27 protein-coding genes are annotated in these 24,995 nt (G+C 30.7%); 9 read left to right on the top strand and 18 right to left on the bottom strand.

Translation table 11 applies throughout. The annotated features are described in order from the left end of the window. Positions 1-14: 14 nt before the first annotated feature. The 9 genes from H574_RS0106735 to H574_RS0106695 all read right to left on the bottom strand — a co-directional run bounded on the left by H574_RS0106735 (position 15) and on the right by H574_RS0106695 (position 7,111). Positions 15-1,277: an NAD(P)/FAD-dependent oxidoreductase gene (locus H574_RS0106735; protein WP_027879840.1), complete on the bottom strand. Its 1,263-nt coding sequence runs from the start codon at positions 1,275-1,277 to the stop codon at positions 15-17. A gap of 141 nt (positions 1,278-1,418) precedes the next feature. Further along, entirely contained in the window at positions 1,419-2,021 is a 603-nt protein-coding gene (locus H574_RS0106730; protein WP_027879839.1) for a methyltransferase domain-containing protein, read from the bottom strand. After that, positions 2,021-2,317: a thioredoxin gene (trxA, locus tag H574_RS0106725; RefSeq protein ID WP_027879838.1), complete on the bottom strand. Its 297-nt coding sequence runs from the start codon at positions 2,315-2,317 to the stop codon at positions 2,021-2,023. Before trxA ends, H574_RS0106730 begins: the two co-directional genes overlap by 1 nt. A gap of 11 nt (positions 2,318-2,328) precedes the next feature. Further along, the gene (locus H574_RS0106720) at positions 2,329-3,345 is read right to left on the bottom strand and encodes a c-type heme family protein (RefSeq protein ID WP_027879837.1); all 1,017 of its coding nucleotides are present in this window, start codon (positions 3,343-3,345) and stop codon (positions 2,329-2,331) included. Between the two features lie 2 nt (positions 3,346-3,347). Then, positions 3,348-3,617: a heavy-metal-associated domain-containing protein gene (locus H574_RS0106715; RefSeq protein WP_027879836.1), complete on the bottom strand. Its 270-nt coding sequence runs from the start codon at positions 3,615-3,617 to the stop codon at positions 3,348-3,350. 8 nt (positions 3,618-3,625) lie between these two features. Beyond that, positions 3,626-3,985, bottom strand: coding sequence for a rhodanese-like domain-containing protein (locus H574_RS0106710; protein WP_240471259.1), 360 nt, complete (start codon positions 3,983-3,985; stop codon positions 3,626-3,628). Between the two features lie 119 nt (positions 3,986-4,104). Further along, entirely contained in the window at positions 4,105-5,520 is a 1,416-nt protein-coding gene (locus tag H574_RS0106705) for an MBL fold metallo-hydrolase (protein ID WP_027879834.1), read from the bottom strand. Between the two features lie 98 nt (positions 5,521-5,618). Next, positions 5,619-6,413 carry a sulfite exporter TauE/SafE family protein gene (locus tag H574_RS0106700; protein ID WP_027879833.1) on the bottom strand — a complete coding sequence of 265 codons (795 nt, stop codon included), beginning with the start codon at positions 6,411-6,413 and terminating at the stop codon, positions 5,619-5,621. 65 nt (positions 6,414-6,478) lie between these two features. Continuing rightward, positions 6,479-7,111: a Crp/Fnr family transcriptional regulator gene (locus tag H574_RS0106695; RefSeq protein ID WP_027879832.1), complete on the bottom strand. Its 633-nt coding sequence runs from the start codon at positions 7,109-7,111 to the stop codon at positions 6,479-6,481. A 78-nt stretch (positions 7,112-7,189) separates the two neighbouring features. Between H574_RS0106695 and H574_RS0106690 the strand changes: the two genes are divergently transcribed. The 9 genes from H574_RS0106690 to H574_RS0106650 all read left to right on the top strand — a co-directional run bounded on the left by H574_RS0106690 (position 7,190) and on the right by H574_RS0106650 (position 15,293). Further along, positions 7,190-7,846, top strand: coding sequence for an HAD family hydrolase (locus tag H574_RS0106690; protein ID WP_027879831.1), 657 nt, complete (start codon positions 7,190-7,192; stop codon positions 7,844-7,846). A gap of 73 nt (positions 7,847-7,919) precedes the next feature. Continuing rightward, positions 7,920-9,284, top strand: coding sequence for an oxygen-independent coproporphyrinogen III oxidase (gene hemN / locus H574_RS0106685; protein ID WP_027879830.1), 1,365 nt, complete (start codon positions 7,920-7,922; stop codon positions 9,282-9,284). An 88-nt stretch (positions 9,285-9,372) separates the two neighbouring features. Then, on the top strand, positions 9,373-10,209 hold the full coding sequence (locus H574_RS0106680; protein WP_027879829.1) for a universal stress protein: 837 nt from the start codon (positions 9,373-9,375) through the stop codon (positions 10,207-10,209). A 119-nt stretch (positions 10,210-10,328) separates the two neighbouring features. After that, positions 10,329-11,168: a universal stress protein gene (locus H574_RS0106675; RefSeq protein ID WP_027879828.1), complete on the top strand. Its 840-nt coding sequence runs from the start codon at positions 10,329-10,331 to the stop codon at positions 11,166-11,168. Positions 11,169-11,171: 3 nt separating this feature from the next. Next, the gene (locus H574_RS0106670) at positions 11,172-12,014 is read left to right on the top strand and encodes an ATP cone domain-containing protein (RefSeq protein WP_027879827.1); all 843 of its coding nucleotides are present in this window, start codon (positions 11,172-11,174) and stop codon (positions 12,012-12,014) included. A gap of 3 nt (positions 12,015-12,017) precedes the next feature. After that, positions 12,018-13,391 (top strand): MBL fold metallo-hydrolase RNA specificity domain-containing protein, encoded by a 1,374-nt coding sequence (locus tag H574_RS0106665; protein WP_027879826.1) that lies wholly within the window; start codon positions 12,018-12,020, stop codon positions 13,389-13,391. A gap of 88 nt (positions 13,392-13,479) precedes the next feature. After that, positions 13,480-13,917, top strand: coding sequence for a hypothetical protein (locus H574_RS0106660; protein ID WP_027879825.1), 438 nt, complete (start codon positions 13,480-13,482; stop codon positions 13,915-13,917). A gap of 4 nt (positions 13,918-13,921) precedes the next feature. Further along, entirely contained in the window at positions 13,922-14,560 is a 639-nt protein-coding gene (locus H574_RS0106655; RefSeq protein WP_027879824.1) for a hypothetical protein, read from the top strand. A gap of 1 nt (position 14,561) precedes the next feature. After that, the gene (locus H574_RS0106650; RefSeq protein ID WP_027879823.1) at positions 14,562-15,293 is read left to right on the top strand and encodes a sulfite exporter TauE/SafE family protein; all 732 of its coding nucleotides are present in this window, start codon (positions 14,562-14,564) and stop codon (positions 15,291-15,293) included. Here the strand turns inward: H574_RS0106650 and H574_RS14005 are convergent. From H574_RS14005 to H574_RS0106605, 9 genes are all read right to left on the bottom strand, one after another. Beyond that, positions 15,290-16,120 carry a universal stress protein gene (locus tag H574_RS14005; protein WP_051169842.1) on the bottom strand — a complete coding sequence of 277 codons (831 nt, stop codon included), beginning with the start codon at positions 16,118-16,120 and terminating at the stop codon, positions 15,290-15,292. The two genes, H574_RS0106650 and H574_RS14005, sit on opposite strands and share 4 nt — an antisense overlap. Positions 16,121-16,185: 65 nt before the next feature. Beyond that, complete coding sequence (locus tag H574_RS0106640; RefSeq protein ID WP_027879822.1) at positions 16,186-16,887, bottom strand: sulfite exporter TauE/SafE family protein; 702 nt, start codon at positions 16,885-16,887, stop codon at positions 16,186-16,188. Between the two features lies 1 nt (position 16,888). Further along, a complete protein-coding gene (locus H574_RS0106635) occupies positions 16,889-17,335 on the bottom strand; it encodes a FixH family protein (protein WP_027879821.1) in 447 nt (148 codons plus the stop codon). Positions 17,336-17,482: 147 nt separating this feature from the next. Then, a complete protein-coding gene (gene ccoG, locus H574_RS0106630) occupies positions 17,483-18,904 on the bottom strand; it encodes a cytochrome c oxidase accessory protein CcoG (protein ID WP_027879820.1) in 1,422 nt (473 codons plus the stop codon). 12 nt (positions 18,905-18,916) lie between these two features. Then, on the bottom strand, positions 18,917-19,885 hold the full coding sequence (locus tag H574_RS0106625) for a cbb3-type cytochrome c oxidase N-terminal domain-containing protein (protein WP_027879819.1): 969 nt from the start codon (positions 19,883-19,885) through the stop codon (positions 18,917-18,919). Continuing rightward, on the bottom strand, positions 19,882-20,073 hold the full coding sequence (locus H574_RS0106620) for a cytochrome c oxidase subunit IV (RefSeq protein WP_027879818.1): 192 nt from the start codon (positions 20,071-20,073) through the stop codon (positions 19,882-19,884). The genes H574_RS0106625 and H574_RS0106620 overlap by 4 nt, the downstream gene beginning before the upstream one ends. A gap of 6 nt (positions 20,074-20,079) precedes the next feature. Next, a complete protein-coding gene (gene ccoN / locus H574_RS0106615) occupies positions 20,080-22,269 on the bottom strand; it encodes a cytochrome-c oxidase, cbb3-type subunit I (protein WP_027879817.1) in 2,190 nt (729 codons plus the stop codon). An 11-nt stretch (positions 22,270-22,280) separates the two neighbouring features. Further along, complete coding sequence (ccoS, locus tag H574_RS0106610; RefSeq protein ID WP_027879816.1) at positions 22,281-22,463, bottom strand: cbb3-type cytochrome oxidase assembly protein CcoS; 183 nt, start codon at positions 22,461-22,463, stop codon at positions 22,281-22,283. A 73-nt stretch (positions 22,464-22,536) separates the two neighbouring features. Beyond that, a complete protein-coding gene (locus H574_RS0106605; protein ID WP_027879815.1) occupies positions 22,537-24,909 on the bottom strand; it encodes a heavy metal translocating P-type ATPase in 2,373 nt (790 codons plus the stop codon). Positions 24,910-24,995: the final 86 nt, after the last annotated feature.

Here is a 24,995-nt window from a genome sequence, read left to right as displayed (position 1 = left end):
TAAGATGATGATATTTACACTTCTTTTCCCTTCATCATTTTGTTCCAATATAAATATGGTAATCCATATTTTTTTAACATCCAAAGTCGCCAATGCTCTTTTTCGCTATTAAAAACAAGCATTTGTTTAAGTTTTGGATCTGGAATAAAGTTATTATCGTAATCAAATTCGGCTAAAATCATTTTGCCATACCCAGTTACTAATGGACAAGATGAATAACCGTTGTATGATTTATTTCCTTTTTTACTATGTGTTATTAATTGCAAAATATTATCTGTAACTACTGGCACTTGTTTACGTATAGCTGCTCCTGTTTTTGCTGTAGGTAACGCAGCAACATCACCTAAACCAAAAATATTAGCGTATTTATTATGTTGCAAAGTGTGTTTATCTACATCTAACCAACCAGCTTCATTAACTAACGGAGATTCTTTAACAAATTTTGGTGCTGTTTGTGGTGGCGCAAGGTGAAGCATATCAAAAGGCATTTCTATAATTGACTCGCCAGACATGATTTCTCTTAATTCGTTATCTTCATTTATCACACATTTATTTTCGCCAGTTCCAACACCTTTAAAAGTTACAATTTGGTTTTCGCCATCAATTTTAATTGGCGCGTAAAATGGTTTAAAATGAATACCATATCTACTAATTACTTGCATTAGGCTTTCTCTAATTTCTTTCACACCAAAAATTACAGAGCCAGGTGTTGCAAACACAACATTAGTTTTATTTTTCAATCCGTTTTTCTTGAAATAATCTGCTGCTAAATAAGCTATTTTTTGAGGTGCTCCACCGCATTTAATTGGTGTTGTTGGCTGTGTGAACACCGCATTACCTCCTTTAAAATTCTTAATTACATCCCAAGTATGTTTTGGGTCTGTATAATTGCTACAAACTACACCTTTACCCAAAGATTCTGTTAGACCTTCTATTAAAGACGTATCCATAACTAAACCAGGAGATACAATTAAAAAATCATATGTTATTGCTCCATTTTCTTTAGTTTCAACAGTATTTTCTTCTGGTTTAAAAATTGTAGCGTAATCTTTTATCCATTCTGCACCATTTGGCATAACAGATGACATAGGACGTTTTGTTTTATCGAAATCATATGTACCTGCTCCAACTAATGTCCAAGCTGGTTGATAATAATGCCAATCTGCTGGCTCGATTATACCTATATCTAACGATTTATTTTTGGATAGTAAATTGGCTGCAGTCATGATTCCTCCTGTTCCGCCACCAATTACTAGAATTTGATAGTGAGATTTCATTATTATTTTTATTTAGTGAGTTTGTTAGTTTTCAATCTTGATAAAAATAATAGTGTTTTAAGACAAAAATTGTAACTTTTGTTACACAACAAACAAAACAATAGCTTTTTAATAATATTAAGCGCAGTTTTTTATCAAAAACTAAAAAAATATAGTTTCTTTTTCTATTTTATCTATTCTAAAAAATAATTCTCTACCAGCTCTTGGTTGTATTGAGTTGTGAGCATTTTCCATAATGGTAATTTTAAAATACGGTTTGAAGTAATTAATGTACTCTTCTTTACAACCTCCAAATGGTGGTTTATCCGTATTTAATGGTGCATCAAATAATAATCCTACAACTTTACCTTTTGGGTTTAGCAAGTCATAAGCTTTTGCTGCATAGGCTGCTCTTAAATTAGGATTTATTGCACAGAAAAAAGTTTGTTCTACAATAAGATCAAAAGTTGTATCTATATCGAAAAAGTTTTTTTGTATTAAGTGGTTTTTTGGGAAGTTAGGCACTCTTTTTGAAAAATTTTCTAAAGCAGTTTTAGATACATCTACAACATAAACATTTGTAAAACCTTGATTGTGTAAATATTCAGCTTCATAACTATTACCGCCGCCAGGTATTAAAATCTTTAAGTTTTTGTCTTCTAACTGATCAAAATAAGCTTTTAATGGTGGTGAAACTTGTCCTAAGTCCCAACCTATATCATCAATTTTATAACGCGTATCCCAATATTTTTCAGATAAATCCATCAATCTAAATTAGTGATAATGTTAATAATTTCGTCTTTTTGAAGCACTCCAGATTGGCGCCAAACTTGTTTTCCGTTTTTAAAAATCATAAGTGTAGGTACGCCTCTAACCTGATATTTTGCGGCTAATGCTTGATTTTTATCTACATCAATTTTTATAATAGAAATACGGTCTTTTAAATTGTCTTTTACTTCTTTTAAAATAGGACTCATCATTTTACATGGTCCGCACCATTCTGCAAAAAAATCTATCAAAACAGGTTTGTCTTGATTTATAATATCTGAAAACTTACTCATACCTAAATGTTTTAATTATCAAAACTAATACTCCAAATACCTCTAACTTGGTCTGTTGTATAACCTGTAGCTTGGTCTTCTGGATATAACAAAGTTAACTTTTTTATTATTTCAGGCTTAATATTTTCGTTAGGTTTACCATGACACTGTAAACACATACTATTTGTAACGATTGGATAATACACGTGTACTTGATCTGTATCTTCTTTTACAATTGGACTAATCTCTTCTTGATTTGCCAACTGTTTTTTAAAGGTATTGATATAATCAAGCTCTATTGCGTTTGCTTTATTATTAGGATTTCTTGGTTTATCTGAAACTCTTTTAATATTAGCATTGTGTACAACACTCATACTATCTGTTAACGGATAAGCTTGCTCATTACAAAATGCTAACGCTTCTAAAGTTCCTTTTTTTTGAATGGTTCCCATCAAGTTTTTTCCTAAAACTGCTTTTGTAGTTAATGCATATTTTAAACCACGTTCGTCGTAAGGCAAATCTTGATAGTTAACTTCTGCTTGTTGTTTGTGCATGCCTTGTCCCATTCCTTTACCTTTTCCGTTACCCATGCCTTGACCTTTATGTTTACCTTGTTCTTCCTTAAAATGATCTTCAAACCATTCTGGTTGCTCAATATCAAAATCAAACATATATTCTGCAATTTGCTTAATATCTTCTTCTGGGAAAGATTGTTTCGGCATGACACCAAAGCGTTTTACAGCTCCAAACATTTTTGCATCTTCTTTATTTGGGTTTTTAATCCAAGCTTGCATTGCAGCTACAAAATCTTCTTTTGATGTATCTTCATCTATGTAATGTTTTTTTATTGCAACCATTGGTGGCGCAATCCTATCGTCATGACTAGCTGTTGGACTATGGCAAACGTAGCAATACTTTTCCATTGCTTTTTTACCTGGATGATTGTTAGCTTGTAATTGTACATCTAATGCAGAAAATTCTTTCTTTTCTGAATCTTTACAGCTAAAAAAAGTGATTGCTAAAGCTGAAATTATAAGTAACTGTTTCATGATTATTTTGATAATTTACCAGTTGCGCAACTGACGAAAGATTTAGCTTTAGATACTAATCCATTTTCGTCTTCTATTGATGGATAACCTAAACTTCTTAGCTTATGTTTTACCTCAATTGCGTCTTCAGGATTTGGACAATCAAAAGTGACTTTACTTTCTTCTACATCTACTTGAATATTTGAAATTGTTTCAATTTCTGATAATTTAGTTGAAATGGTATTTGCACAACCACCACATTTTAGGTTTTGAACTATTATTGATGTTTTCATATTTGTTTTTATTTATAATTTAAAATTCCGCCTTGCAAATCGTAGATTTCTTTAAAACCTCTTTCTGCTAATTTGTTAGCGGTTTGTCTGCTTCTATTTCCACTTTTACAATAAATGTAAACTGGTTTTTCTTTGTCTAATTTGTCAAATTCTACATTAAATTTCCCCGAAAAAAAGTCTATATTTTTAGCGCCTTCAATGTGTCCTGCTTCAAATTCGGCTGGCGTACGCACATCTATTAATTGCACGTCTTTATCTTGGATTTGCGCTTTAAATTCTTCTGGAGATAATACTTTTATTGGTTTATCTTGTACTGAGTTGTTTCCGAATAAAAATGAGAATATTGACATAATGAGTATGTATTTCATCTATAAAAATTTCTATAAAATTACGTCAATTTGTTACTATTATTGGTAACCTTTGTTACAAAAAAAATGTGTGTTACAGATTTGTAACACACACTTTTAACTAACTAAAAAACTTAAAACTACTTTAATGTTGATGGACAAACATAGTCTGTTACTGGTATATCTGTTTTTTTGATAGCACCGTAACCACCACCAACATCTATTAAGTTGTGGATGCCTCTACTTTTTAAAATAGAAGCTGCAATTACAGATCTATATCCTCCTGCACAATGCACATAAAATGTTTTATTATCTGGAAATTCTTGTAAATAATTATTTATATAATCCAATGGTGTACTTTTTGCTCCGTCAACATGTTCGGCAGTAAACTCTCCATTTTTTCGTACATCAAATACAACGTCTTTATTATCTTCAAAACGGTTAGCGAATTCTTCTGCTGAAATTGAAGTTATAGTATCATACTCTTTACCAGAATTTTTCCAAGATTGAAAACTACCATCTAAATAACCTATTACGTTATCAAAACCAACGCGAGATAAACGTGTTACCACTTCTTCTTCTCTTCCTTCTGGAGCCACTAAGAGTATTGGCTGACTTACGTCTACAATTAAAGCACCAACCCAAGGAGCAAATCCACCATCTATACCAATAAAGATTGAACGTGGTATGTGACCTTTTACAAATTCTGATTGATGACGTACATCTAAAATAATAGCTTCAGTCTCATTTGCTGCAACTTCAAAAGTTTCTGGTGATAACGGTTTATTAGATTTAGTGATAACGTTATCAAAACTTTCGTAACCTGTAATATTCATCATTACATTTTGAGGAAAATATCCTGGTGGCTCTGATAAACCATCAAGAACTTCTTCTATAAATTCTTCTTTGGTCATATCTGCTCTTAAAGCATAGTTAACCTTTTTTTGATTTCCTAAAGTATCTGTAGTTTCTTTACTCATGTTTTTACCACATGCCGATCCTGCACCGTGATTTGGATACACTATTAAATCGTCACTTAATGGCATAATTTTGTTACGTAAAGAATCGTATAGATATCCTGCTAATTTTTCTTGAGTTAAATCTTCTACCACTTTTTGCGCCAAATCTGGACGACCTACGTCACCAATAAATAATGTATCGCCTGTAACAATACCGTGTTCTTTACCGTTTTCATCTATTAAAAGATATGTGGTACTTTCCATTGTATGACCTGGTGTATGAATAACTTTTATCTTGTAGTTACCAACTTCAAAGATTTGTCCGTCTTCTGCTACTATTGCTTCGTAATTTGGTTTTGCTGTTGGTCCAAATACAATGCTAGCTCCTGTTTTTTCTTTTAAATCTAAGTGACCAGAAACAAAATCTGCGTGAAAATGCGTTTCAAAAACATACTTGATTTTTGCATCGTCTAATTTTGCTCTATTAATATATGGCTGAACTTCGCGAAGCGGATCTATTATTGCTACTTCTCCATTGTTTTCTATGTAATACGCTGCGTGAGCTAAACAACCAGTATAAATTTGTTCTACTTTCATGTTATTTTATGTTCTAATTCAATTTTAAAAATTGATTATTAATGGGTTATAAAATTAATTGATTTGTAATTATATAGATGTAACAAAAGTTACAATTATCATTTAGTTAACTCTTTAAAGATTATATATATCCCCATAACAAGTACAAACCATCCAAATCCTTTTTTAAGTTTTGCGCCTTCAATAAATTTTGAAAGATATGTGCCGATAAATATACCAATAATAGAGATGGATGTAAAACTTAATAAAAACAACCAATCTATTTCTATATTTTGAACATCTCCAATAAATCCTATTAACGAGTTAATAGCTATGATTAATAACGAAGTTGCTACAGCATTTTTTATAGACATTCTAGCAAAAAACATTAGTGTTGGAATGATTAAAAATCCGCCACCAGCACCAACTAATCCTGTTAAAACACCTATAAATGCCGCTTGAAAAAAGAAAACTACAAAATTAAGGCTTACATCTTCTTCTATAACTTCTTTTTTACTTTTTAACATAGATATTGAAGCTAAAAGCATTAATACTGCAAATAGTAACATTATTGCTATATCTTTTGTGATTATAAAATTGTTTATTTTATAAAATTGTTCTGGTATTGCTGGCACTAAATACTTACGTGTTAAAAATACTGCTGTAAATGCAGGAACTGCAAAAACAATTGCTGTTTTAAAGTCTACTAATTTTTTTTGAATGTTTTTTAAAGCTCCAACTAAAGCAGAACTACCAACCACAAATAAAGAATATGCTGTAGCTGTAATTGGATTAATCCCTAAAAGATAGACTAGTATAGGAACTGTAAGTATTGATCCGCCACCACCAATTAAGCCTAAAACAAGACCTATTAGTAATGCGCCTATGTATCCAAGTATATATTGTATTTCCATAGTTAAGAGTTAGTACTCAAAACTAATAATGATTAGCTTGTTTTTTTGTAACATTTGTTACAGGTTTATAAGTCAAGTACTTTAATATTATTTCTGTGTAGCTCTATACGACCATTTATTTCTAAAGCTTTAAGTAGTCTTGATATTACAACCCTTGATGTATGCAAGTCTGAAGCTATTTCTTGATGTGTAACATGTATCACATCGTTGTGATTTACCATTGCTTTATCTTTAAGGTACTTAAATAGTCTTTCGTCCATTTTTAAAAAAGCAATAGTATCTATAGCTTCTAAAAGCTCGGTCATTCTGTTTTGATAGCTTTGTAACACAAAATTACGCCATGATTTATACTTACCTAGCCACTCTTCCATTTTTTGAACTGGCACCATTATTAACCTTGCATCTGTTTCGGCTATTGCTCTTATTTCACTTTTAGAATCTCCTAAACAACACGACAATGTCATTGCACAAGTATCACCTTGTTCTATAAAGTAAAGAATAAGCTCATCTCCTTCTTTATCTTCTCTTAAAATCTTAATGGCTCCGCTAATTAATAGTGGCATAGATTTTATGTAGTCTCCTATTTCTATCAATTTAAGTCCTTCTGGAATATCTCTATAAGTACCAACATTGTTTATTTCTTGAAGCAATTCATCTTCAAATAAATAGCCATAATGCTGCTTAAGCTCTTCTATCATTTTAGAATAATTTTTCTACGTAAAGTTATGTATTTTAAGTAATATTAAGTTTAAGTTTGCTAAAATTTAATCTTGTTTATGTTAAAAGCTGTGTTATTTGATATGGATGGTGTAATTGTAGATACAGAACCTTTACACAATAAAGCCTATCACAAAATGTTTGAAGATTATAAAATTGATGTAACTAAAAATTTATACGAAAGTTTTACTGGTCAATCTACAAGAAATGTTTGTACCAAACTTGTTAATCATTTTAATTTAAAAGCTAATCCTAAAGATTTAGAATTGTGCAAGCGTAGTCACTTTAATGGTTTATTTGAAACAGACGAAAGTTTACAGCTATTAGATGGTGTACTTGATATTATTGTTGATTATTTTAATAATGGTTTAACTTTAGTTTTAGCTTCTTCAGCTTCAAATAGTACAATTAACAAGGTGTTTACAAGATTTGAATTGGACCAGTATTTTAAAGCAAAAATTAGTGGTGCTACTTTAAAAGCATCAAAACCACATCCAGAAATTTTTGAAAAAGCAGCTCAATTAGCCGGTTTTAAACAAGAACACTGTATTGTTATAGAAGACTCTACAAACGGTATAAAAGCAGCAAAATCTGCAGGTAGTTATTGTATTGGATATGACAGTTTACACTCAAAAAATCAAGATTATAGTCAAGCAGATTTAGTAATTTCTTCTTTTAAACAAATACCTTATCAAAAGGTTAAGACACTTATTTAATTTATAGTGTTATGACCAATGTCATGTTTTAAATAGTTTTTGCACACTAATTTTGAATTATAAAAAATTAGTTATGTGCTTTTCTTTAGTTAACAAATACAATGTAGCCGGACCTAGATATACAAGTTATCCAACGGTACCATATTGGAATACAGAAACGTTTTCTTCTAATAAATGGAAAGAAAGCCTTATAAAAGCTTTTAATGAAAGTAATCAAGAAGAAGGTATAAGTCTTTATATCCATCTCCCTTTTTGCGAAAGTTTATGTACTTTTTGTGGTTGTAACAAACGTATAACTAAACGTCATGAAGTTGAAACTCCTTATATTGAAGCTGTTTTAAAAGAATGGAATTTATATTGCGAGTTGTTTGATGATAAACCAATTATCAAAGAGCTTCACTTAGGTGGCGGAACACCAACATTTTTTTCGACAGAAAATTTAACACTTTTAATTAATGGTCTTAAAGCTAAAGCAGAACTTGCTAATGAATATGAATTTAGCTTTGAAGGTCATCCAAATAATACCACAAAAGATCATTTACAAACCTTATATAATTTAGGGTTTAGACGTGTTAGTTTTGGTGTACAAGATTACAACCCAATAGTACAAAAGGCAATACACCGCATTCAACCTTTTGAAAACGTAAAACGTGTTACAGAACAAGCTAGAGAAATTGGTTACACCTCTATTGGACATGATATAATTTTTGGGTTACCTTTTCAAACAGAAGCACATGTAGAAGCAACAATAAAAAAAACAAAAGCGTTACTACCAGACCGTATTGCTTTTTACAGCTATGCCCATGTCCCATGGATAAAAGGGAATGGACAACGTGGTTTTAAAGACAGTGATTTGCCAAAAGCAGATAGTAAACAAAACCAATATCAATTAGGTAAAAAACTACTAGCAGATGCAGGTTATTACGATATAGGCATGGATCATTTTTCACTAAAAACAGATAGTTTATATAAAGCTAGTAAAAACGAAACCATGCATCGTAACTTTATGGGCTACACAGCATCAAAAACTAAAGTTATGATTGGTTTAGGTGTATCTTCTATAAGTGATAGCTGGTATGCTTTTGCACAAAATGTTAAAAATATTGAAGATTATTATCAACTTATAAACGATAATATAATACCTGTATTTAGAGGTCATATTTTAACTACAGAAGACCTAATAATAAGACAACATATTTTAAATTTAATGTGTCATTTTAAAACAAGTTGGATGTCAAATGGTTTGTATTTTGAAGAAATACCAGAAATACTAATCAAATTACAAGAAATGCAACAAGATGGATTAGTAAACATAAAACTAAATCAAATTTTTGTTACAGAAAAAGGCAAACCATTTATAAGAAACATATGTATGGCTTTTGATTTGTTGCTTCAAAGAAATAAACCAGAAACACAACTTTTTTCTATGACAATTTAAGCATGTTAATTAAAGCTTAAATCATAAAAAAAAACTTTAAAACCTTAAAAAATTAATAACTTTATATAACTCTTAAAATCAACAAAAAATGAAAAAAATAATTGTACCAGTAGATTTCTCAGAACATTCTAATTACGCTTTAGAAGCTGCATCAATACTTGCAAAAAAATATAATGCAGAAATCTTAGCATTGCACATGTTAGAAATCTCTGAAACTATATTAACTAAAGGAGAAACAGCTTTACAAGACGAAACTGTTTTCTTTATAAAACTAGCAGAAAAAAAGTTTAATGAATTTTTAGAGCAAGACTTTTTAGAAGGTATTAACGTAACACCAATAGTTAAACATTTTAAAGTATTTAGCGAAGTAAATGATGTTGCTAAAGAGCAAAATGCAGATATGATTGTTATGGGATCTCATGGTAGTAGTGGCTTAAAAGAAATATTTGTTGGATCCAACACAGAAAAAGTAGTTAGACATGCAGATATACCTGTACTTGTAATAAAAAACAAACCGACTACTTTAAGTTTTGATAATGTAGTGTTTGCTTCAGATTTTACAGAAAAAAGTGTTACACCTTATTTAAATGCTACTAAGCTATTTAAAACTTTAGGTTCTAAACTACACTTGCTATATGTAAATACACCAGGTGACAACTTTAACAGCTCTCAAGAAATAGAACAGACAGTAGCAGACTTTTTAACTAAAGCAGATGGCGACTTAAGTCAATTAGATAACGTAAAATATGTAGCAGATTATACCGTAGAAAAAGGTGTTTTAAACTTTGCTAATGTATCTGGCGCAGATGCTATTGCTATAGCTACACATGGTCGTACAGGGTTTACACATTTCTTATCTGGAAGTATTTCAGAAGATATTGCTAACCACTCGTCTTTGCCTGTTATAACTTTTAAAATCAAGTAAGTAAATTTAAAATAATTTAAAAAAGCCAGCAAAAATGCTGGCTTTTTTATTTCCTAACAGTTATCATGTTTTATTATGAAAATTTAAACTAACTTTAAGTAAATCAAAAACTTAAGACTATGAAACACATTTTAATTCCTTTAGATTTTTCAGATAACTCTTGGGCTGGATTAGTATACGCTGTCAAACTATATAAAGATGACTTATGTACATTTCATCTTTTACATACAGAAGTTTTAGATCCAGAAATACTTTCTACATTAAATGAAGTTTATATAGAAAACATAATGAAATTGGGTAACGATCAACTCAATCAATTTAAAGAACAAATTGAAAATAGTGATCATAATGCTAATCATGAGTTTAAAACTATTATAAAATTTCAGCCTTTAACAAATGCAATAGAAGAAATTACAAAAAAAATCTCTATTGACTTAGTCATAATGAGCACTAAAGGGATAAACAGTATGTTAAATAGTTTGTTTGGTACTAATAGTGTTAATGTTGTAAAAACTCATTTATCTTGCCCAGTTATGATTTTGCCAGAAGATTATGACTATAACCCTATAAAACAAATTGCTTTTTCGACAGATTTAAACCGTTTTTACACTACAGAAGAGTTAACTATATTAAATGATCTAGCTTACAACAATAACGCTGTTTTAAGAATAATGCATATAGAAACTAATAAACCATTATCTAGTATACAAGATTATAATTTATCGGTACTTAAGTCAAGCTTACAAGGCTTTAAAACACATTATCATAGTGTACCAAACTTTGACAAAAAAACAGAAGTAATAAATACTTTTATAAAAGATTTAGATATCGATTTATTAGTAATGGTCAATTACAAACATAGCATTTTTGAAAAAATTCTAAATGAGCCTGTGATTAATAAAATTGGTTTTAATCCTCAAATACCATTTTTAGTTATTCCTAATAAAAAAACATCTTAAACAATGAAAAACAAGAGTTTTGATGTCACAAAATCGTCTGGTAAAAAAGTAAGTTTTTCAATAGATAAACTTAAACATTCATTAAAAAAAAGTGGAGCAGATACTAATTTAACTAAACAAATTGCAGATAAAGTTAGAGATGAAATCTATCAAGGTATAAGTACAAAAGAAATATATAATCGTGCATTTGCGCTTTTAAAATCTAAACAAAGTCATATTGCCTCCAAATACAAATTAAAAAAAGCAATCTACGAACTTGGTCCAACAGGCTTTCCTTTTGAGCGCTTTGTTGCTGCAATTTTCAATGCAGAGCAATATAACACTAGTGTTGGTGATGTAGTTTCTGGTATTTGCGTCTCTCATGAAATAGATATTCTTGCCTCAAAAAATAACAAAACCCTATTAGTAGAATGCAAATTTCATGGTGAGCAAGGATTAAATTGTAATGTCAAAATTCCGTTATATATATTCTCTAGATACAAAGATGTTCAAGATAAATGGAATGATAATCAAAATAAAACTTCTACTTTATCAGAAGGTTGGGTCGTTACTAATACTAGGTTTACAGAAGACGCTAAAATTTTTGGTAATTGTGTAGGTTTAAAATTACTTAGTTGGGATTACCCTCACAATAATAGTCTTAAACAACGTATAGATAAGTATAAGTTATATCCCATAACAGTTTCTACTTTACTAACAAAAAGAGAAAAACAATTTTTATTAAATAGAGATATAGTACTTAGTAAAGACTTACTAAATGATTCTTTTTATTTAGACCATTTAGGTGTTTCTACTACCCGAAAAAAAAGAATTTTAAACGAATTTAACTTATTATGTAATTCTTAACAAATGTCCAACACAGCCAAAATAACGTTTTTAGGAGGAGCAAAAACCGTCACTGGATCAAAGTTTTTACTCGAAGCTTATGATACTTCTATAATGATAGATTGCGGCGTTTTTCAGGGATTAAAAGAATTACGCCAAACCAACTGGAATGATTTACCCATTAATGTCAAATCCATAGATACAGTATTACTTACACATGGACATTTAGATCATGTTGGCTATTTACCAAGACTAATCAAACAAGGTTTTACAGGTACAATTATTGGTACTGCACCGACCTTAGCTATAGCCGAAATTATTTTAAAAGACAGTGCTAAAATACATGAAGAAGAAGCTAAAAAAGCCAACAAAGAACAATTTACTAAACATCATCCTGCTTTACCTTTTTATACTATAAAAGACGTAGAAAACACCATTTCTAAATTTGAAGTCCAAACAGAAGCCAAATGGATTAAAATAAATAATCACATTTCGTTTAAATTTAATTACAACGGACATATTATAGGTGCTACTTTTATAGAAATTGATATTGAAGGTAGACGTTTTGTCTTTTCTGGAGACATTGGTCGTACAAATGATTATCTTCTTAAAGACCCCAAAAGACCAAAAGAAGCAGATTATATATTTTTAGAAAGCACCTACGGAAACAAATTACACAGTAAAGAAAATATAGAAACTCTTTTAACCACTATCATTACAGAAGTAATCCATAAAAAAGGTAATCTAATCATCCCTAGTTTTGCGGTAGAAAGATTACAAACACTTATGTATATTCTGTTTAAATTATATCAAAAAAACAAAATACCTAATATCCCTATTTTTGTAGATAGTCCAATGGGCAATAATGTTTTAGAAGTTTTTAAACTTTTCCCTAAGTGGCATAAACTATCAGAACAAGACTATCATGCTATGTGTAGACATATCAATATTATTACATCATATGCAGATACCTGGAAAACCATTGACGATCCTAGATCTAAAATTATCATTGCTGGTAGCGGTATGGTTACTGGCGGTCGCGTACTTACCTATTTAAAACAACTCATAGACATCAATACAACAAGTATATTATTAGCTGGTTATCAAGCCGAAGGTACCAGAGGAAGACTTATAAAAGATGGTGCTCATGAAGTGAAATTTTTCGGAAAATACCATAAAGTCAATGCAAAAGTATACAGTATAGACAGTTTATCAGCACATGCAGATCAATCTGAAATATTAAACTGGCTAAGCGCTATTGAAAACACACCAAAAAAAATATTTTTAATTCATGGTGAAGCAGCTTCTATCGATAATTTAAGGTTAAAAATCAAAGATCAAATGGGTTGGAATACACATATTCCATCTCTTTATGAAAGCTTAGAAATCGATTTATAACCTCTTAAATACATGATAATTATCATTTTTATTTAAAGCATATAAAAGTATCTTAAAGAAATAATTATTAACCCTTAAACAATAAAAAATGAAAACTAATAAAGGAAAACTAGTAGAATGGTTTAGCGCAGAGCGCATGCACGAAATGTCAAAAAATTGGCTATCAGATCTTAATTTTATTAAAGATGAACAATTATTTTTAGAAGAATTAATTACAAATTATACCCAAAAAATTATAAGCAATAACGATTTAGAACGTGCTCAAACTGCAACAACAGCATTATACAGAACCAAACGTGGTAATGAAAAACTAATTAATAACTTAATTAAACACGAACAAGAACTTGAAATTATCGTAAACGGTATTGATGAGCTTGAAGAAGAAAATAAATACAAAAAAGAACACAGAGAATTTACCTCTAAAATAAGTGAGTTTTTTCATGATTATAAAGCTGTGAAATTTGAAATTTTTAGCTTAATTAAAGATTTAATGAAAACAGATAAAATGAAAAATCTTATCAAATAAAATAATGAGACTACTTCTTTTAAATATAATTTTAATACTTCTTTTAAGCTGCGAAAACACAACTCAGCTAAAAGATTATTGGAAAAACCCAACAATTAAAACCTACACACCTAAAAAAGTATTAATAATTGGTATGACCCAAAATAAGGAAGCTAGAGATCTGTTTGAAAATACATTTGAAACTCAGTTACAAATTCTTGGTGTAGATGCAGATAAAAGTCAAGTTGTTTTAAATAAGGATTTATTTAAGGAAAAAATTTCTGAAACTGAAATAAATAAAATAGAAGATTCTTTAATTTCTTTAAATTATGACACTGTAATTATTTCAAGAATAATTGGTATTAAAAATAAGATAAAGTACTCTGATCAGTATTATAAAGAACATATAGAGCAAAAAAACTTCAAGGAAGAATTCATCTTATATCAAGACCAGTTCTATAACCCTAATTATTATGAAGATTATAATGTCTATAATGCAGAAACTAGTATATATTGCTTATGCCCTAATAATGATAGAAACCTCATCTGGAAAGGCAGTATAGATATAATTGACCCTACTAATTTAAAAGATAGCGTTAAAGATTATATTAAATTATTACTACTAATATTAGAGGAAGAAGCTATAATACCAACACCAAAATAGTATGTTATCTAAATATTTTGGTGTATTTCTATTACTTGTTTTACTTGCAGAAATTTTAGGAACGGTTGGTGGTTTTGGTTCCTCTGTGTTTTTTGTTCCTGTAGCTAATTTTTTCTTAGATTTTCAAACGGTTTTAGGGCTTACTGCACTATTTCATTTATCTAGCAACGTAGTTAAAATAGCTTTTTTCAAAAAAGGAATTGACAAACAAGTTATCCTGTACTTAGGTATACCAGCTGTTATTTTTGTAATTATAGGTGCTTACGTAAGTCAGTTTTTTAACACTAAAATACTTACCTATTTTTTAGGCGGATTTTTAATTATACTTAGTCTTATCTTTTTAGTCTTTAAAGAATTAATAATTAAAGCATCCAACAAAAACGCCATTTTAGGAGGTGTTTTATCTGGTTTTAGCGCAGGTTTATTAGGTACTGGCGGAGCAATAAGAGGCATAACTCTTTCTGCGTTTAAAATGAATAAAGAAAAATTTATTGCTACGTCTGCAATTATAGATCTAGGCGTAGATTTAAGCAGAAGTGTTGTATATTACAACAATGGTTACATACAAAAAGACATTTTATACCTCATCCCTATTCTATTGGTAATTAGTATTATTGGGACTTACATTGGTAAAAAAATCCTAAACAAAATATCTCAAGATCAATTTAGAAGTTTTGTACTAATACTAATCTTAATTATCGGTATCTCTAGCTTTGTAAGTCTTTGGTTTTAATCATGAAGTATAAACAAAGGTACTTTTGCTACTTTACTATGTTTTGTAATTGGTGATCCTTTAAAAAGTCTTTCAAAAAAAGTAGTTTGCTGTATAATAAACACCTCAAAATCAATAGTATTTGTTTGCACATAAGTATCTACAACATAATGTAATGGCACATTAGTAATATTGAAATAGCTATAGTTTTCTTCAGAAAAGTTTGAATTTAAAACCTCAACATCTGCCTCTTTAAAACTATCATTTTCAGTTTCTGTAACTCTTAGAATATGAAATTTAGTTTCTTTATTATGTAAAAGACTAGAAATTAAGCTTAATCGTGATTTAGTTAAATGATCTTTTTCGTCTAAAGGAATTAAAACTTCGTTAGGTATTTCAAACTTAAAATCCTTAGGAATGACTAGCGTTGGACATTCAACTTTTCTAATTACATTAAGTGTATGACTACCAAAAACAACCTCATCTGCACCTGTCACACCGTTAGTTCCCATAACGATTAGGTCTATATTTTGAAGCTGTATTAACTGATTGATTGCATCTGTAAACACATCGTAATCTACATGAGAGTTTATAGTATGCTTATCGTTTTTATATAACGTTTTTAAACTGTTTACAAGGTCTTCTAAATCTTCTTGTGGCGACTTTACGATACTTGCATACAAATTATCTGTGCTACTAGTCATCAAATCTGCAGAAGTAAATGCAGACGCTTTATGCACATAAACTAAATGAAAAGTTGTTTCTTTATTTTCAAATAACTGTAAAGCATAATGAATAGCGTTTTTTGAAGTTTCAGAAAAATCGGTAAGTAACAGAATGTTTTTCATATAAAATAGATTGGTTTTGAGATTTCAATTCAGCATGAAATTCAAACAATAAAGATAAGAAGAAATTAGTGACAATTAATAGCGCCTTCTACCATTTCTACAACAGGAGCTGGAGAAATATAAGGAATACCAAGACCTAAACCTCTTAAAATAAATAGCGCACCAATAATCACAACAAAAACAGGTATTGCCTTTTGGATGCGTTGTTTGGCTTGTACATTTAAAAATTTACCTAAATAAATAGCGCTAGTCATTAAGGGTATTGTGCCTAATCCAAAAAAGAACATATATAAACTACCTTGCCAAGATGTACCAGTTGCTATTGCTCCAAAAACTGCCATATAAACTAATCCGCAAGGTAAAAACCCGTTTAAAAAACCAATGGTTAAAAAAGTATCTGCGGTTTTCTTTTTTAAAGCTTCACCCATTTGTTTTTTTACAAAAGCTACCGCTTTGTAAATAGGTTTTACTACAAAGTTTTGTCCTATTTTTTTATACGGAAACACAACTACAACTATCATTAAAACGCCAATAATGATAGAAAGTCGTTGCTGTAAACCAAAAATATATAAACTTTTACCAATTAAACCGAAGATTAAACCAATAATACTATAAGCTAGTAAACGACCAATGTGATAAGCTGTAATTTGAGATATTTTTTTAAAAGAATTACTCCTATCAACAGGCAACATAAAGGCAATAGGTCCGCACATTCCTACGCAGTGAAAACTTCCTAATAAACCAAATATGATAGCCGTAAGTAGCATTTTAATATAAAATTTCTTCTTTATAAAGGTAGTTGTTACCTTTGTAATTCCAATCTATTTTAATGTTCCAACGACCATCTAACAAACGTTTGTCAGGTATGAGCAAATTGTGGTTAGACAGAGAAATTGTGGTTTCAAAGTCCAATTGTTTATTAGATGGCCTATATAGGAACACTTTACCTGAAATATTACTTGGCTCTAAATTTTCAGGAAAACTGATTAGCATGCCATTTTCTGTTTTTTGCCACTTTAAGTTAGCAGACAGTGTTTTGGCATTTTTTTCTTTATCTATATCGTTTTGATATTTTAATTCTTGTTTATAGTAATCTTCTGTAACTAAATCATGATCTAACTTCTTGTCAGTATTCATATTGATAACAAAGTACATTATAAAGCTAATAAAGCCAATAAATGCAATTACAATTCCGGTTCCCCAATTAAGTTTCATATCTCTAAAATGTTTATGGCATTACCTTACGCAAGCTTCAGGTCAGGCTTTCGGTAGTCGCGCTTTACAAGGCGCTCCAACAATACCTCAATCCTTAATGCAAGGTGTACTTGCCATTATTTTTTTTATTCTTTCAATGTTTATATTTTAGAAACTTCTAGGACCTAAAAAGTTAACCTTAGTTGTTTCTATTAATTTATCTTTACTATAAATTTCAATAGTTAATTCGGTCTTATCACCTTTTAATAAACTTTGGTCAAGCTCTATAAATAAAGTTCCTTCTTCTAAACCTTGTTTAGGCACTGTTACAGTATTTTCTGTAGATACTAGTTTTACTGTACCTTTATAATCTTTTAATTTAAAGCTAACGTCTTCAACTGGTTCTGTTGTTTTATTTACCAATTTATAGGTAAATACGTTACTTATTATATTGTTTTCTTTATGCTCGTATAATTGTCCTGGTAACCTTAATACACGTGCTTCAAGTTCGTTTCTTAATTGAAGCATTGCTATTAAAACACCTATTAAAACTGTTAAAACTACAATGTACCCTTTTAGTCTAGCTGTAAGTTTAAATGGTTCTTTGTCTTCAATGTTAGTTTCACTTGCATATCTAATAAGGCCTTTAGGTAAACCAACTTTTTCCATTATGGTATCACACTCGTCAATACAAGCTGTACAGTTAACACATTCTAATTGTGTACCGTTTCTAATATCAATACCTGTAGGACAAACATGTACACATTGAAAACAATCAATACAATCTCCATATCCTAAAGCTTCTCTATCTTCATTTTTACGCCATTTTTTGCGTCCATTTTCGCCTTCTCCACGTTTATGGTCGTAGGCTACAACAATAGATTTAGTATCTAAAAGCACACCTTGTAAACGACCGTAAGGACAAGCAATGATACATACCTGCTCTCTAAACCAAGAGAAAACAAAGTAGAAAATACCTGTAAATATTAGTAACGGAATTAATGTACCTAAATGCTCAAACGGACCGTCTTTGATATATCCTAAAAGCTTATCACTACCAATTAAATAAGCTAAAAAGATATTGGCAATTAAAAATGAAATAATTATAAAAATAGTGTGTTTAAGAACTCTTTTTCTTATTTTTTCACTAGTCCATCCAGATTTTTTAAGTCTTAATTGTTTTCCTCTATCTCCATCAATCCAATATTCTATACGTCTAAAAACCATTTCCATAAAAATGGTTTGCGGACAAATCCAACCGCAAAAAATACGACCAAAAGCTACAGTAAATAGAGTAATAAAAATTACACCTATAATCATTGAGATTACAAACAGGTGAAAATCTTGAGGCCAAAACGGAAAGCCGAAAATATTAAAACGACGCTCCAAAACATTGAACATTAAAAACTGATTACCATTTATTTTAATAAACGGTGCTGCAAACAAAAAGGCTAGTAAAAAGTAACTTACGTACTTTCTGTAATCATAAAACTTACCGCTTGGTTTTTTTGGAAAAATCCAAGCGCGTTTTCCTTCTTCGTTTATTGTTGCAATCGAGTCTCTAAAACTCTCGTTGTCTGGAGCTTCCATTTTAACTTATTATTAATCGTTATTTTCTGCTGGAGTAGATTTTTCTACTTCAATAACTTCTGTTTCTATAACTTCTTCTGGTACTTCTACATTATCAACTCCTTCTGGTTTCCAAATATCTCCTTCTGGTTCTTTTGGATTTGCTGGTGTTGTACCTTCTAAAGACAATACATAACTAGCTACTTGCGCCATTTCTATTGGTTTTAGATCGTTTTTCCAAGAAATCATTCCTTTTCCAGATCGTCCACCTTCTGAAATGGTATGGAATACATTTTTAATTCCACCTCCTAAAATCCAGTAGTTATCTGTTAGGTTTGGACCAATTCCTCCTCCACCATCTGCCATGTGACAAGCTACACAGTTAGCATTAAAGATAGATTGACCAGCTTTTAAATCGGCAGCATCTGTTAATAACGTTACAGTATTAACATCTACTAAATTTTTAGCTGTTTTCTTATACTCTTCTATTTCAATTTTAGCTTGTGCATATTCTTTTTCTAATTCTTCTGCTGCAAAATCTGCTGTTCCAATAACATGAAATCTTACTAAGTAAACTGCTGCAAATACAATTGAAATATAGAATGACCATACCCACCATGGTGGTAAGTTATTATCTAACTCTTTAATACCATCGTAATTGTGGTCTAGGATAATTTCATGTTCTTCCTCAATTGGTTTTTGTTTACCTTTTAATTTATCGTAAATGTTATTTAAGGCTTTAAATTGAGGCGTTTTTGTTTTACTAGCTAAGTAACGTTCTTTACCAGCTTCATCTAAACTTTGGAAAAGCACGTTTTCTATAGAACCTACTATTCCTTCTATTGCTATAAGTACTAATAAAATTAAAAGTAAGAACAGCATGATAACAGGATACTTTAAAAAAGCTGGCTCGTCTCCTGAATCCACGAAATACTCGATTAATCCGAATATTGTGAAGAATATTACAGGAACTCTTACATATGATGGGAATAAATTTCTCATGATTCTGATTCGTTTTGGTTGTCTAATTCTAATGGTATATTACTTACTTTAGAGATGTAGTCTTTTTTGGCGGTGATTACCCACCAAAAAAGAACTACAAAAAATCCAAAGAATATAAGAAGTGATAATATTGGGTATATCTCTACACCTGCTATTGTCTCTAAATGATTTTTTACAAATTTCAACATGACGTATTAGTTTTGAGCTGTTGTTTCTTCTGTTTGTTCTACTTTAATATCTGTACCCAAACGTTGCAAGTATGCTATTAAAGCTACAATCTCTCTGTTTTTCATTTCTACAAAGTCTGCACCAGCATTTTTCTTACTTGCTTCGTAAGCAGAAGCAAAATCTGGATCGCTGTAAAGGTTTTTCTCTATTTGAGTACCTTGTTCAGTCATTTGAGCTTGAGCATTTGCAATATCTTCGTCCGTGTAAGGTACACCTAAAGATACCATTGTACGCATTTTAGCTTCGGTTTGAGATTTATCAAGCTCATTATCAATTAACCATTTATAGGCTGGCATGATTGATCCTGATGATGTACTTTGTGGATCATACATATGGTTGAAGTGCCAGTTATCATTATACTTTCCACCTAATCTATGTAAATCTGGACCTGTACGCTTACTTCCCCAAAGAAATGGGTGATCGTAAACAAATTCTCCTGCTTTACTGTACTCTCCGTAACGCTCAACTTCACTTCTAAATGGGCGTACCATTTGAGAGTGGCAACCTACACAACCTTCACGTATATAAATGTCTCTACCTTCTAATTCTAACGGTGTATAAGGCTCTACACTACTAATAGTTGGAACATTAGATTTTACCATTATTGTCGGTACAATTTGAATAATACCACCAATTAGAATTGCGATAGTAGCATAAATAGTTAATCTAATTGGTTTACGTTCTAACCAAGTATGCCAACCTTCTCCAGCTACACGTTTTTTAGATACACGTTGCAATGCTGCTGCTTCAGCAAGTTCGTCTTCAACTTTACTACCTTGAGCAATAGTAACAACAATGTTGTATACTAAGATTAACATTCCTGTAAGGTATAATGTACCTCCTATGGCACGCATCCAGTACATTGGGATAATTTCCGAAACAGTTTCTAAGAAGTTACCATACACTAACGTTCCATCTGGATTAAATTGTTTCCACATACTAGCTTGAGTAAATCCAGCAACATACATTGGTAACGCATACATTATAATACCTAAGGTACCAATCCAGAAATGTAAATTAGCTAATCCTACCGAATGTAATTTAGTTTTAAATAACTTTGGTACTAAATAATAAATCATACCAAAAGTTAAGAAACCATTCCATGCTAAAGCACCAACGTGGACGTGAGCAATAATCCAATCTGTAAAGTGAGCAATTGCATTTACATTTTTAAGAGAAAGCATTGGTCCTTCAAATGTAGCCATACCGTAACCCGTAATTGCAACTACCATAAATTTAAGCACTGGATCTACACGAACTTTATCCCAAGCACCACGAAGTGTTAATAATCCATTAATCATTCCTCCCCAAGAAGGCATTAATAACATTACAGAGAAGGTTGTTCCTAAACTTTGAGCCCATTCTGGTAAAGCGGTATATAATAAATGGTGTGGACCAGCCCATATATAAATAAATATTAAAGACCAGAAATGTATAATTGATAATCTATAAGAATATACAGGTCTATTGGCTGCTTTTGGTACAAAGTAGTACATTAAACCTAAAAATGGTGTTGTTAAGAAAAATGCTACCGCATTATGGCCATACCACCATTGTACCAATGCATCTTGTACACCTGCATAAACTGAATAACTCTTAAATGCACTAACAGGTAATTCTAAACTATTAAATATATGTAATACTGCAACAGTAACAAATGTTGCTATGTAAAACCAAATTGCAACGTATAAGTGACGTTGACGACGTTTTAACATAGTACCAATTAAATTAACTCCAAATGCAACCCATATAAGTGCTATTGCAATATCAAATGGCCATTCTAACTCTGCATATTCTTTTGATGTTGAAAACCCTAAAGGCAAAGTAATTGCAGCACCGACAATAATTAATTGCCAGCCCCAAAAGTTTATGTTGCTTAATAAATCGCTAAACATTCTGGCTTTTAATAATCTTTGCGTAGAGTAATAAACACCTGCAAAAATTGCGTTACCCACAAATGCGAAGATAACGGCATTGGTATGTAATGGTCTTAAACGACCAAAACTTAACCATGAAATCCCATCTGTCATATTTGGGAATAAAAACATGAAAGCTAAAATTAGTCCCACTAGCATACCAACTACTCCCCAGAGCATTGTTGCATAGAGAAACTTTTTAACAATCTTGTTATCGTAATAAAATTGTTGCATTTCCATAATAATTGTGATTAGTCTTTGTTGTTTTTAGTTATTGTTTTGTTTGTTTTTATAAGTTCGTCTTCAAAAAGCATTCTTACAGATGGTGTATAACCATCGTCAAATTGCCCGTTTCTTACAGCCATAATAAAGGCTACAAAGAAAATTACAGCTACAATAATGCTTACCGTTAATAATATATATATAACACTCATACCTAATTAGAAGTTATGTTTCAAAATTACTTTAGAAGTCTTGTTTAAAAGATGATATTTATCATGTTTAAAATTATTTTAGTTTTCGGCCAATCCAGTTTGTAGCTATTGTTGTGAAAATCACAATACTTATAGAACTTAAAGGCATCAATATTGCTGCAATTACTGGCGCTAATTGTCCTGTAACAGCAAAATATAATCCTATAACATTGTAAAAGAATGACAGCAAAAAGCTCCATTTTATAATTTTTAATGCACTTTTTGAAGCCTTGATATAACTATACAAGTGATTAAACTTAGAAGCATCCAAAATAGCATCGCAAGCCGGAGAAAACACATTTATATTTTCTGAAATTACTACACCAACATCACTTTGTGCTAATGCTCCTGCATCATTAAGTCCGTCACCAACCATAAGTACTTTTGCGCCTTCAGTTTGATGATATTTTATGTATTCTAACTTATCGTTTGGTTTTTGATTAAAAAGCAACTTGGTTTTTGAAGGCAATAGTTTTTTAAGGTTTTCCATTTCACCTTCATTATCTCCTGAAAGAATCGCTAAATCGTAATTCTTTTTAAGTTTATTAAATAGTTTAGACAACCCTTTACGATAGCTATTGTAGAAGGTAAATTTTCCTTTATAAATACTATTAGAACTTACGTGAACAGCCGTATTTAAAACTTCTGTTTCTGTTTGATAACCTACAAATTTTGCAGACCCTATTTTTATCTTTTCTGAAGCATGAGAAGCTTCTATTCCTTGCCCTAAATGTTCTTTATAAGTATCTAAAGTAATAATATTATGTTCGTCTAAGATATCATAAAGACTTCTACTTAAAGGATGATTAGATCCTCTTAAGGTGTTTTTTAATAAAGTTTCTTCTTCTGTGGTGAGTGGCAAACCTTCATATTTTGCTTCACTTTTTTTGTTTGAAGTAATGGTTCCTGTTTTATCAAAAATTATCGTATTTATATGCGATAATTGTTCTATTACAGAAGCATTTTTTAAATAGAACTTCTTCTTACCAAAAATACGCAGCAAGTTTCCGAAAGTAAATGGAGCCGATAATGCTATAGCACATGGGCAAGCAATGATTAAAACTGCTGTAAACACATTCATCGCTTTAGAAGAGTCTACATAAAGCCAATATGCAGTTGCTATAAAAGCTATACTTAAAATAATGATTGTAAAACGCTTACTTATAGCGTTTGTTAGCGTTGTAAAACCATCTTCTTTATTTTTATTAAACACATCGTTACTCCATAATTGTGTTAAATAACTTTGCTCTACAGACTTTATAGCCTCCATTTCTATAACACCAGATGTTTGTTTTCCGCCTGCAAATAATTTATCTCCAGATGCTTTTTTAACTGGTTCAGATTCGCCAGTTACAAAGCTGTAATCAATTTTTGCGCTTCCGTTAATTAAAATTCCGTCTACGGGAATTAACTCTTGATTTCTTATTAATAATCGGTCTCCTTTTTCTATATCATAGACTTGAACTGGCACTTCTTCGTTATTAATAATTTTTGTAACTGCAATTGGGAAGTACGATTTGTAATCACGCTCAAAAGATAAAAATGAATAGGTTTTTTGCTGAAAGAATTTACCAAGTAATAAGAAAAATATCAACCCTGTTAAGCTGTCAAAAAATCCTGATCCGTAGTTGAAAATAATTTCTATTGTACTTCTTAAAAATAGAACAATTGCACCTAAAGCAATTGGTATATCAATATTTAAAATTCTGGTTTTAATAGCTTTATACGCCGAAATAAAATAATCTTGTGCAGCATAAAACACTACAGGTAACGAATACGCAAACATTAACCATCTAAAGAGATGTTTGTATTTTTCTAGCCAATACTCATCTACCTCAAAATACTCCGGAAAAGACAAAAACATGACATTGCCAAATGCAAAACCAGCAACGCCAAGCTTGTATATTAAGCTTCGGTTAACATTTTCTTTTCCTGTTTTATAATCGTCTAAACTAATGTACGGCTCATAACCTACAGAGCTAAGAAGCAAGACTAATTCTTTTAAACTAAACGTTTCTGTATTATACGTTGCTCGAACTGTTTTTTTACCAAAATTGACTTGAGATTGCGAAATTGCTGGATTTAATTTGTTTAAATTTTCTAAAATCCAAATACAAGAACTACAATGAATATGCGGAATGTAAAGCGTAACAATTTGTGTTTTGCCATCGTCAAACTCTACTAATTTTTCGATAATTTTATCTTGAGAAAGAAAATCGTACTTACCTTCTATCTCTTTAGGAACAGCTCCTGGTGAAGATTGAAGATCATAGTAACATGTTAAATCGCTTTCCGAAAGGATTTCGTAAACCGTTTTACAACCATTACAACAAAACACTTTTTCATCTTTTGTTATTTTGGTATCTGCACATGTATCACCACAATGATAACATACTTTTGCATCCATAATTTGCTCTTTTATACCTGTAACAAAGATTACATTTAAACTCAATATATTTTATGATATTTGTCATATTATGTATAATTTTGGAA

This window comes from Mesoflavibacter zeaxanthinifaciens DSM 18436 (genome assembly GCF_000422365.1).
GTDB classification, from domain to species: Bacteria; Bacteroidota; Bacteroidia; order Flavobacteriales; family Flavobacteriaceae; genus Mesoflavibacter; species Mesoflavibacter zeaxanthinifaciens.
The sequence above is the reverse complement of the archived record's forward strand: the minus strand, read 5'-3'. Positions and strand labels throughout refer to the sequence as shown.